At 71.1% G+C, this 10764-nt stretch carries 10 protein-coding genes and 1 riboswitch; of the genes, 6 read left to right on the top strand and 4 right to left on the bottom strand.

What is annotated here, in order from left to right; translation table 11 throughout:
- Both otsB and GXP76_RS30660 read left to right on the top strand, forming a co-directional pair.
- Positions 1-622 (top strand): trehalose-phosphatase (gene otsB / locus GXP76_RS30665; protein ID WP_242574881.1); only part of this gene is annotated, 622 nt, incomplete at its 5' end.
- Positions 623-740: 118 nt separating this feature from the next.
- A complete protein-coding gene (locus tag GXP76_RS30660; RefSeq protein WP_242574882.1) occupies positions 741-2153 on the top strand; it encodes an SDR family NAD(P)-dependent oxidoreductase in 1413 nt (470 codons plus the stop codon).
- A gap of 4 nt (positions 2154-2157) precedes the next feature.
- On the opposite strand, the gene GXP76_RS30655 is transcribed toward GXP76_RS30660, so the two are convergent.
- From GXP76_RS30655 to GXP76_RS30650, 3 genes are all read right to left on the bottom strand, one after another.
- Positions 2158-3582: a trehalose-6-phosphate synthase gene (locus GXP76_RS30655; RefSeq protein ID WP_242574880.1), complete on the bottom strand. Its 1425-nt coding sequence runs from the start codon at positions 3580-3582 to the stop codon at positions 2158-2160.
- 59 nt (positions 3583-3641) lie between these two features.
- Entirely contained in the window at positions 3642-3764 is a 123-nt protein-coding gene (locus tag GXP76_RS35765) for a hypothetical protein (protein WP_277994002.1), read from the bottom strand.
- 66 nt (positions 3765-3830) lie between these two features.
- Positions 3831-4772, bottom strand: a complete 942-nt coding sequence (locus GXP76_RS30650) for a glucosyl-3-phosphoglycerate synthase (protein WP_242574879.1) — start codon at positions 4770-4772, stop codon at positions 3831-3833.
- Between the two features lie 117 nt (positions 4773-4889).
- Positions 4890-5017: riboswitch (SAM riboswitch) on the top strand.
- 16 nt (positions 5018-5033) lie between these two features.
- Between GXP76_RS30650 and thrC the strand changes: the two genes are divergently transcribed.
- From thrC to groL, 4 genes are all read left to right on the top strand, one after another.
- Positions 5034-6359: a threonine synthase gene (thrC, locus tag GXP76_RS30645; protein ID WP_242574878.1), complete on the top strand. Its 1326-nt coding sequence runs from the start codon at positions 5034-5036 to the stop codon at positions 6357-6359.
- Positions 6360-6399: 40 nt separating this feature from the next.
- Positions 6400-6675 (top strand): MoaD/ThiS family protein, encoded by a 276-nt coding sequence (locus tag GXP76_RS30640; protein ID WP_242574877.1) that lies wholly within the window; start codon positions 6400-6402, stop codon positions 6673-6675.
- Between the two features lie 391 nt (positions 6676-7066).
- Positions 7067-7270, top strand: a complete 204-nt coding sequence (locus GXP76_RS30635; protein WP_005315736.1) for a cold-shock protein — start codon at positions 7067-7069, stop codon at positions 7268-7270.
- 322 nt (positions 7271-7592) lie between these two features.
- Positions 7593-9218, top strand: a complete 1626-nt coding sequence (gene groL / locus GXP76_RS30630) for a chaperonin GroEL (protein WP_147876687.1) — start codon at positions 7593-7595, stop codon at positions 9216-9218.
- 128 nt (positions 9219-9346) lie between these two features.
- On the opposite strand, the gene GXP76_RS30625 is transcribed toward groL, so the two are convergent.
- Positions 9347-10678, bottom strand: coding sequence for an erythromycin esterase family protein (locus tag GXP76_RS30625; protein ID WP_242574876.1), 1332 nt, complete (start codon positions 10676-10678; stop codon positions 9347-9349).
- Between the last annotated feature and the right edge of the window lie 86 nt (positions 10679-10764).

Below are 10764 nucleotides of genomic sequence, written 5' to 3'. Positions count from 1 at the left end.
CGGCCGCCCGGCCGATGTCGCCGTACGGTACGGCGGCTTCGCCGCGGTGCCCGGCCTGGAACACCTCGTCGTACTCGGCCACTACGGCGCCGAACGCTGGGACGCGGTCAGCGGCACCGTGCAGGCCCCGGAGCCGCACCCCGGAGTCGCCGCCGTCCGCGATGAACTCCCCGGCGTCCTCGAACGGTTCGACTCCTTGCGCGGCGTGTGGATCGAGGAGAAGGGCATGGCGGTCGCGGTCCACACCCGTCGTGCCACGGACCCGCAGGGAGCCTTCGACGCCCTGCGCGCACCGCTCGCCGACCTTGCGGCCAGGCACGGCCTGGTGCTCGAACCGGGCCGCCTCGTACTGGAACTGCGCCCGCCCGGCGTCGACAAGGGCGTGGCCCTGCGCGAGTACGTCGACGAGATCGGCGCCGAGACGGTCGTCTACGGCGGCGACGACCTCGGAGACCTCCCGGCCTTCGCGGCGGTCGACACCCTGCGCGGGAGGGGCCACCCGGGTCTGCTGCTGTGCAGCGGTACGGGCGAGGTCCCCGAACTCGCCGCGAGGGCCGACCTGGTGCTGCCGGGCCCGGGAGCGCTGACCGACTTCCTCGCGGCGGTGGCCGCCCGCCTCTGAGGACGGGAGGCCCCGGCCCGAAACGCGGGCGACAGTGGGTGTCCGGCTCGCGCATCATGGTCGTCCGGTGTGAGCGGGGGGCGAGGGCTCGATGAACGACGGCTTGACGGATGACCTGATGGACGGCCTGACGGACGAGCGGATACAGGCGACGCTGGCGTTGCTGGCGCAGGCCCGGGACCTGTCGATCGAGGATCCCCGGCGTGAGCGGCTGGAGCGGGCCGCGAGCGGACTCTTCCGGGACGGGCGGCGCAAACGCCGCTCGGCCACCCGGGGCGCCCGCGCGACGGCGGACGCCGCGATCCAGGCCGGCACCGTCATGGGCGCGCCGGACCGGACCGTGGACGCGCCGCTGGGGGGCGTGAATCCGGAGCGGGAGGCCCGGTTCGTCGGCGAGTTGGGGCGCCCCCAGCGCTGCTACGTCTGCAAGGACCACTACCGGCGGATCCACCACTTCTACCACCGGCTCTGCCCCGACTGCGCCCGCGACAACCTCACCCGCCGCCGGGCCCGCACCGATCTGACCGGGCACCGCGCGCTGCTGACCGGCGGGCGCGTCAAGATCGGCCATCAGCTCGCGCTGATGCTGCTGCGCGACGGTGCCGATCTCACCGTGACCACCCGCTTCCCGCAGGACGCGGTACGGCGCTTCGCGGCGGCCCCCGACGCCGCCGACTGGTGGGACCGGCTGCGCGTCGCCGCGCTCGACCTGCGCGATCCCCGGCAGGTGCTGGCCTTCACCGACCATCTGCTGGCCGAGGCACGGCCGTTGGACATCCTGATCAACAACGCGGCCCAGACGTTGCGCCGTTCGCCGCGCGCCTACTCCGCCCTGGCCGCCGCCGAGTCCGCACCGGCGCGGACGGCGCTGCCGTCCGCCGACCCGCCCGCCGTCTGGACCGCCCCCGGCTTCACCGTCCCCGGCGCCGTGAACACCGAGTTGGCGGACCGGTCCTGGGCCGCCGGGCTCGTACCGCGCGCGACGGCCACCGCCACCGTCGCCGTACTGCCGACCGCCGACGAGGCCGGCCTGCTGACCGAGACCGCCGCCGAGAACTCCTGGACCGCCCGGCTCGGCGGTATCGACCCGGCCGAGATGCTGGAGGTCCAGCTCGTCAACGCGGTGGCCCCGTTCCTGCTCGCCGACCGGCTGCTGCCGCTGCTGGAGTCCTCACCCCGGGCGCGCCGCTATCTGCTCAACGTGTCCGCCGTCGAGGGGCAGTTCACGGTCCACAAGAAGACGAGCGGCCACCCGCACACCAACATGGCCAAGGCCGCCCTCAACATGCTCACCCGCACCAGCGCCGCCGAGCTGGCCGCGCGCGGCATCCACGTCTGCAGCGTCGACACCGGCTGGGTCACCGACGAGAAACCCCTGCCCGCCAGGGAGCGGCACGCCGCCACCGGCTGGCGCCCGCCGCTGGACATCGTGGACGGCGCGGCACGGATCTACCACCCGATCGTGCAGGGGCAGGCGGGCAGCCCCGTCCACGGCGTACTGCTCAAGGACTACCGGCCCGTCGCCTGGTAGCCGCTCAGCCGTCGCGCAGCGCCTCCAGCTGGTCCAGGAACCACCGCTGCGGCGGCAGCGCCGTCGCCGCAGCGGCCAGGCGCTTCGTACGGGCCGTACGGTCGTCGTCGTCCATCGTCAGGGCCTCGTGCAGGGCCGCCGCCGTGGCCGACACGTCGTACGGGTTCACCACCAGCGCGTCCTCGCCCAGCTCCTCGTAAGCGCCCGCCTCGCGCGAGAGCACCAGCGCGCAGCCGCTCGCGGAGACGACCGGGATCTCCTTCGCGACCAGGTTCATGCCGTCGCGGATCGGGTTGACCAGCGCGACGTCCGCGAGGCGGTACGCGGCGAGCGAGCGCGCGAAGTCGTCCTTGACGTGCAGCACCACCGGCGTCCAACCCGGCGTGCCGAAGGCCGAGTTGATCTCGTCTGCCACCTCCTGGACCCGGGCCGTGTAGTCGCGGTAGACCGCCAGGTCCTGCCGGGACGGATAGGCGAACGCCACATGCGTGACCCGCTCGCGCCACTCCGGACGGTCCGTCAGCAACTGCCGGTAGGCGAGCATCCCGCGCACGATGTTCTTCGACAGCTCGGTGCGGTCCACCCGCACGATCGTCCTGCGCGGCGCCCCCTCGTGCTCACCGATCTGCTCCCGCAGCCCGGCCAGCCGCTCGTCCACATCGGGCCGGTGCGCGCGCTCGCGCAGGAAGTCCGCGTCGGCGCCCAGGCCGTGCACCCCGATGGCCGTGTTGCCGGTCCCGCCCAGCAGTTCCGTACAGCACGCGGTGAACGCGTCGGCCCAGCGGTGGGTCAGGAACCCGGCCCGGTCGGCGCCGAGGATGCCGCGCAGCAGCTGGCGCGCGATGTCGTCGGGCAGCAGCCGGAAGTAGTCGACCGGGGCCCACGGGGTGTGCGAGAAGTGCCCGATCCGCAGATCGGGCCGCAGCGCCCGGAGCATGCCGGGCACCAGGGCCAGGTGGTAGTCCTGGATCAGTACGGCCGCGCCGTCGCCCGCCTCGTCGGCCAGGGCTTCGGCGAACGCGCGGTTGTACGCCTCGTACGAAGCCCACCGCGCCCGGAAGTCCGAGCCGAAGGCCGGCTCCAGCGGTGTCTGGTAGAGCAGGTGGTGGACGAACCAGAGCGTGGAGTTCGCGACGCCGTTGTACGCGTCCGCGTAGACCTCCGGCGGGATGCCGAGCATCCTCACCCGCTGGCCGCCCGTGTCGGCGGTGTCGAGCCGGCCGCCGGTGCGCCGCACGGCCTCGCGGTCGCCGTCGCCGAGGGCCGCGCACACCCAGACCGCGTTCGTGTCGGGCCCGATGGCCGAGAGACCCGAGACGAGCCCGCCGCCGCCGCGCCCGGAGGTCAGCTCGCCGTTCTTGCCGAGGGTGTACGAGACGGGGCCGCGATTGGACGCGACGAGGACCTGGGCGGCGTGCTCGGAGACCATGTGCCGAAATCTAGCCCGTGGCACAAACGCTCAAACGTACGGATTCAGGTCGGCGAGGATCAGCCACGCCCCCGGCCCCGGCCCGCCGCCAGCGCCACCACCCCGGCGGCGACGAGGGCGAGGGCCACGCCGCCCAGCAGCCAGAGCTGTTCCGTGGTCAGGGTCAGCGCGGTCATCGCCATACCAGGCAATATACGCAAATCATACGAACGGACCGGTAATGCCACGCGGTGACGCCCCCGCGCCCCCTACGCCGCCCGCCGCGCCGCGTACTCCGCGATCTCCCGCATCGGCGGCCGCTCCTCCGTGTCCACCGCGTGCGTACGCGGCTCGAAGCCGCCCTGGCCCCGCTCGAACTGCGTCAGCACCGGCCGCACCAGATGCCCCCGCGACAGCCGCAGCTGCGCCGTCCGGTAGATCGCCGCCGCCATCCGTCCCAGCGCCTGCCCGTCCTGGTGCCGGTGCCTGCGCACCCCGACGTCGACCTGGCCCAGCGCGTCCAGCCCCACCGTGTGCAGCGCGTCCACGAGCAGCCCCAGCTCCACCCCGTAACCGACCGGGAACGGCAGCCGCTCCAGCAGCGAGCGCCGTACCGCGTACTCGCCGCCCAGCGGCTGCACGAACCCCGCCAGCAGCGGCCAGTGCAGATTCAGCAGCGGGCGCGCCACCAGCTCCGTCACGCGGCCGCCCTGCCCCGGCTCGTCGCCGAGCGGGCGGTCGTACATCGCCTTCACGAACAGCACGTCCGGCTCGGTCAGCAGCGGGCCCACGATCCCCGAGACGAAATCCGCCGAGAAGTCCTTCAGGTCCGCGTCCACGAAACAGACGATGTCGCCGCTCGTCACCAGCAGGGAGCGCCAGAGCACCTCGCCCTTGCCCGGCACGGCCGGCAGCCCCGGCAGGATGTCGTCGCGGTGCACCACCCGCGCCCCGGCCGCCGCCGCGATCTCCCCCGTACGGTCGGTCGAGCCCGAGTCGATCACGACCAGCTCGTCGACGAGAGGCGCCGGACCCGACATCAGGTCGCGCCGGATCACGGACACGATCCGGCCGACCGTCGCCGCCTCGTTCAGTGCCGGGAGCACCACGCTGACCTGCGTACCCTGCTTCGCCGCGGCCAGCAGGCCGCGCGGCCGGTCCGCCGCGGACCAGGACCGCCGGGCCAGCCAGCGCTCCACCTCTTCCAGCACGTGATCTCCATCTCGCGGATCGGACGAGCCCTTCAACCGTCCAGGGGTTCGGTTACAGTCTTGAACAACGCGGATGACCGTCGCACGTCGGGGGTCGTCAGGCTGACAATCGAATACCGCTCATCCAGAGGGGCAGAGGGAACGGCCCGTTGAAGCCCCGGCAACCCTCCCGCCGACCGCGAGGTCACGGTGGGGAAGGTGCCAATTCCGTCTCGCGGCGAGATGCGTCGCGAGGAAGATGAGGAAAGGGCCCTCGCCTTCATGGCTGTGCAGACCGTCCCCAACGCCAACGACTCCGCCACTGCCGCCGGATCAGCAGCATCCGACGCCGGCACCGTGGATCTCGGACCCGCCGCCGCCCTCTCGTGCCGCGAATGCGGTGAGCGCTTCGAACTCGGCCCGATCTTCGCCTGTCAGAGCTGTTTCGGCCCCCTCGAAGTGGCCTACGACCTGCCGAGCGGCGACCCCGAGGAGCTGAAGAAGCGCATCGCCGCGGGTCCCGACAACATCTGGCGCTACGCGCCGCTGCTGCCCGTCCCCGCCGACGTGGCGTCGAAGCCGAACATCAACCCCGGCTTCACCAAGCTCGTCAGGGCCGACAACCTCGCCCGCGAGCTGGGCGTCACCGGCGGCCTGTACGTGAAGGACGACTCCGGCAACCCGACGCACTCCTTCAAGGACCGCGTCGTCGCCATCGCCGTCGAGGCGGCGCGCGCCTTCGGCTTCACCACGCTCTCCTGCTCCTCCACCGGCAATCTCGCGGGCGCCGTCGGCGCCGCCGCGGCCCGCGCCGGCTTCCGCTCCTGCGTGTTCATCCCGCACGACCTGGAGCAGGGCAAGGTCGTCATGGCCGCGATCTACGGCGGCGAACTCGTCGGCATCGAGGGCAACTACGACGACGTCAACCGCTTCTGCTCGGAGCTCATCGGCGACCCGCTCGGCGAGGGCTGGGGCTTCGTCAACGTCAACCTCAGGCCGTACTACGGCGAGGGCTCGAAGACCCTCGCGTACGAGATCTGCGAGCAGCTCGGCTGGGTGCTGCCCGACCAGCTCGTCATCCCCGTCGCGTCCGGCTCGCAGCTGACGAAGATCGACAAGGGGCTCAAGGAGCTGATCGCGCTCGGTCTGGTGGAGGACAAGCCGTACAAGATCTTCGGCGCGCAGGCCGAGGGCTGTTCACCGGTCTCCGTCGCCTTCAAGGCCGGTCACGACGTCGTACGGCCGCAGAAGCCGAACACGATCGCCAAGTCGCTGGCGATCGGCAACCCGGCCGACGGTCCGTACGTCCTGGACATCGCCCGCCGCACGGGCGGCGCCGTGGAGGACGTGAACGACGAGCAGGTCGTCGACGCGATCAAGCTGCTCGCACGCACCGAGGGGATCTTCGCCGAGACGGCGGGCGGGGTGACCGTGGGCGTGACGCGCAAGCTCATCGAGGCGGGTCTGCTCGACCCGGCGCTCACGACGGTCGTGCTGAACACCGGTGACGGGCTCAAGACGCTGGACGCCGTCGCGCCGACGACGGGGCCGACCGCGACGATCCCGCCGAGCCTCGACGCGTTCCGCGCGGCGGGTCTCGCGCGTTGAGCACCTCACCGACCCGCTACTTCCCGGAAGGCAGAAACCGATGAGCGTGAACGTCCGTATCCCCACCATTCTCCGTACGTACACCGGCGGGCAGGCCGAGGTCCCGGCCGAGGGCACGACCCTCTCCCAGGTCATCGCGTCCCTGGAGACCAACCACCCGGGCATCGCCGCCCGTGTCCTGGACGACCAGGGCAAGCTCCGGCGCTTCGTCAACGTGTACGTGAACGACGACGACGTCCGCTTCGAGCAGGGCCTGGAGACCGCCACGCCGGACGGCGCCGGCATCTCGATCATCCCGGCGGTCGCCGGCGGCTGACGGGCCGACCGTACGGCCGGACGTACGGCCGAACAGCACGCACGGTGAACGGTGTTGCCCCCTCCGCAAGAGAAACGGAGGGGGCAATTCCATGAGGTTGAACGCGGTACAGTTGGGGTAGCCCCGCCGCCGCCTGTGCCACGAGCATATGAGTTCGCGACAAGATGCGGTCAAAGTGTGGACGCTGTTTGCGCGGTTCCTTGCGCTTTGCCCGGCCCGACTTGCCCCTGGTGGCCCGGCAATTCACCCCTTTGCGTGTTCGGCCATGCCCATAATTCTCGTCCGATTGACCTGTTGCAGAGGGCAGTTGGGCAGATACATTCAGCCGCGGTCGACGCGTTCCGGCGCGAAGTGCGGTCCCGCGCAGGGGCCAGTAATAGGGGAGTTGGGCATGGCTCAGGGCACCGTCAAGTGGTTCAACGCGGAGAAGGGCTACGGCTTCATCGCGGTCGACGGTGGTGCGGATGTTTTCGTCCACTACAGCGCGATCCAGATGGACGGCTACCGCACCCTTGAAGAAGGTCAGCGAGTTGAGTTCGAGATCTCGCAGGGCCAGAAGGGTCCGCAGGCGGACATGGTCAAGCTCGCCGTCTGATTGCGGCGCGATCGGCCAACGACGCACTCACTGACGAGGGGCCCGTATCCCGACAGGGGATACGGGCCCCTCGTGCGTGCGCGCGGGGGGCGTGCGCGAGGCGTGCGCGCGGCTGCGGTCACTCGGGAGTCGCTTGCACTCTCGGGGGGCGAGTGCTAATCATTGGCGTTAGCACTCTGCAGGTGAGAGTGACAACTTATGGACCGGGTCAGCGAGGCCCGAGAGCCTGTGGGGCAAGGAACCGCAGGGCTCTTCGGCCGTCCGTCGCGGGCGCGGACACGGTCCGGAGCAATCCACCCCCTGTCCGGGAGGACCACTTCACATGGCCAAGATCATCGCGTTCGACGAGGAGGCACGGCGCGGTCTCGAGCGCGGGATGAACCAGCTCGCCGACGCCGTCAAGGTCACCCTTGGCCCCAAGGGCCGAAACGTCGTCCTCGAGAAGAAGTGGGGCGCCCCCACGATCACCAACGATGGTGTCTCCATCGCCAAGGAGATCGAGCTCGAGGACCCGTACGAGAAGATCGGCGCCGAGCTGGTCAAGGAAGTCGCCAAGAAGACGGACGACGTCGCCGGTGACGGTACGACCACCGCGACCGTCCTGGCCCAGGCCCTGGTCCGCGAGGGCCTGCGCAACGTGGCCGCCGGCGCCAACCCGATGGCCCTCAAGCGCGGTATCGAGAAGGCCATCGAGGCCGTCTCCGGTGCCCTCCTTGAGCAGGCCAAGGACGTGGAGACCAAGGAGCAGATCGCTTCGACGGCCTCCATCTCCGCCGCCGACACCCAGATCGGCGAGCTCATCGCCGAGGCGATGGACAAGGTCGGCAAGGAAGGCGTCATCACCGTCGAGGAGTCGCAGACCTTCGGTCTTGAGCTTGAGCTCACCGAGGGCATGCGCTTCGACAAGGGCTACATCTCGGCGTACTTCGCCACCGACATGGAGCGTATGGAGGCGTCGCTCGACGACCCGTACATCCTGATCGTCAACTCCAAGATCGGCAGCGTCAAGGACGTTCTGCCGCTCCTGGAGAAGGTCATCCAGTCGGGCAAGCCGCTGCTGATCATCGCCGAGGACGTCGAGGGCGAGGCGCTCTCCACCCTCGTCGTCAACAAGATCAAGGGCACCTTCAAGTCCGTCGCCGTCAAGGCCCCGGGCTTCGGTGACCGCCGCAAGGCGATGCTGAACGACATCGCCATCCTCACGGGCGGCACGGTCATCTCCGAGGAGGTCGGCCTCAAGCTGGAGAACGCCGGTCTCGACCTGCTGGGCCGCGCCCGCAAGGTCGTCATCACCAAGGACGAGACCACCATCGTCGACGGTGCCGGTGACAGCGAGCAGGTCGCCGGTCGCGTGAACCAGATCCGCGCCGAGATCGAGAACTCTGACTCGGACTACGACCGCGAGAAGCTCCAGGAGCGCCTCGCGAAGCTGGCCGGCGGCGTGGCCGTCATCAAGGCCGGTGCCGCGACCGAGGTCGAGCTCAAGGAGCGCAAGCACCGCATCGAGGACGCGGTGCGCAACGCCAAGGCCGCCGTCGAGGAGGGCATCGTCGCCGGTGGTGGCGTGGCTCTGCTCCAGGCTTCCTCGGTGTTCGAGAAGCTGGAGCTCGAAGGCGACGAGGCGACGGGCGCCGCTGCCGTCAAGCTCGCGCTGGAGGCCCCGCTCAAGCAGATCGCGGTCAACGCGGGTCTTGAGGGTGGCGTCATCGTCGAGAAGGTCCGCAACCTCAAGATCGGTCACGGCCTCAACGCCGCGACCGGCGAGTACGTGGACATGATCGCCGAGGGCATCATCGACCCCGCGAAGGTCACGCGCTCCGCGCTGCAGAACGCGGCGTCCATCGCGGCGCTGTTCCTCACCACCGAGGCCGTCATCGCCGACAAGCCGGAGAAGGCCGCCGCCGGCGGCGCGCCCGGCGGCATGCCGGGCGGTGACATGGACTTCTGATCCTGACGGATCGGCGGTTCATGGCGTAGCAGCACGCACGCAGTTGTACGAACCGAGGGCGGTACTCCCGAGAGGGGGTGCCGCCCTCGGGGCGTTCCACTCGCGGCCTCCTCCTGGGCTGTGCGGTGCTACGGCCTGACGGACGGTCGGTACGGGGCGATCGGCCGCGAGTCCGTCGACACCGCCACGTACGCCAGACCGTCGTACTGTCCCGACAGGCGGACCGGGACGACGTGCGAGCGGTAGAACCAGCGCGTCACCAGCGCGCCGAACGACCGCGTGTCGTGCGCGGCGTCCGCCCACTCCCGGACGGCGCGCGGCGCGTCGCCGGCCGTCGCGGGGCGCAGGTCCAGCAGGTGGTCCTCCGGGGTGGCGGCGGCGAGGCGGGCCTCCACGGTGTTCGCGGGGGCGGGGCCGATGGGGTTGCCCTCGGCGACACGGCCCGTCAGGCCGCCGACGCCGCTCCAGGGACCCGGCCAGACGCGGTGGGCGCGGAAGGAGCCCTCGCCGAAGAGGAGCCCGAGGGCGTAGTACGCGTCCCCGTGCCGCTCGCGCAGGTGCTGGCCCAGCGGCGGCGGCGCCGCGTCGTCGGCCGTACGGCCCTTCGCGACATGGCTGTTGTGGCCCCAGAGCACCACCTTGGCGTCGGGGTCCTCCAGGATGTCCCCGACCGCCTCGGCCATGTACCGGTCGCGCGCGGCGGCGACCGTCCGCTCCGGGTCGGGGTGCTGTCCGCCGCGGGTCACCAGATCGGCGGCCCGGACCAGGATCCGCGCGTGCCGCACCGCCACGGCCCCGGCCGGGGTGCCGGGCTCGTCGAAGTCCCGTACGAACTCCAGCAGGTTCACCGCTTCGTGCATCAACTTCTGCTCGGGGTCGGGCCGCGAGCCCGGATACGCGGTGGCGAGCACGCCGAGCGAGGAGTGCAGGGCGGGCAGCCGGTCCGGCGCCACGCTGGTCAGGAACGCTTCGAGCACCGCCAGCGAATCCCCGGAGCGCTGCGGGTCGATCCCGGCGAAACGGACCTGTTCGTCCGCCGGGCGACCGTCGTTGTACGCGCGCATCCACTCGATGACGCCCAGGATCTCCTCGGTGCGCCAGGTCCAGAAGCCCAGCCCGGTCAGCACCTGCGCGGGGTCGCCGACACCGCCCCGTACGTACGCGTCGACGGCCGGGCCGGCGGACGCGCTCGCCTCCATGGCGAGCGTCGTGAAGCCCAGCTCGGTCACCAGGTACTCCAGCAGCCGGTGCTTGAGCCGGAAGAACTCACGCGTGCCGTGGGTGGACTCGCCGAGACCCACGATCCTTACACCGTCGAGTACTTCCTTGAGCGGCTGGAGATCGGCGGTCGGCGCGCCGGGGGCCAGGCCGCCGCTCAGGGGCACGGCGTTGCGCGACAGCCACGCCGTCACCTCGTCGGACGCCTCGCCGGACACGGTCTCCCGATCATTCGCTGACATGCCGCCGAGGCTACAGCCGGGCGGGCGCCGTTTCCGCACCGGGAACTCGGTGGCGGGTGCGGCGCGTTACGTGCGCATAGCGCACC

It is taken from the genome of Streptomyces sp. NP-1717, assembly GCF_022695985.1.
Taxonomy (GTDB): Bacteria; Actinomycetota; Actinomycetes; order Streptomycetales; family Streptomycetaceae; genus Streptomyces.
The sequence above is the reverse complement of the archived record's forward strand: the minus strand, read 5'-3'. Positions and strand labels throughout refer to the sequence as shown.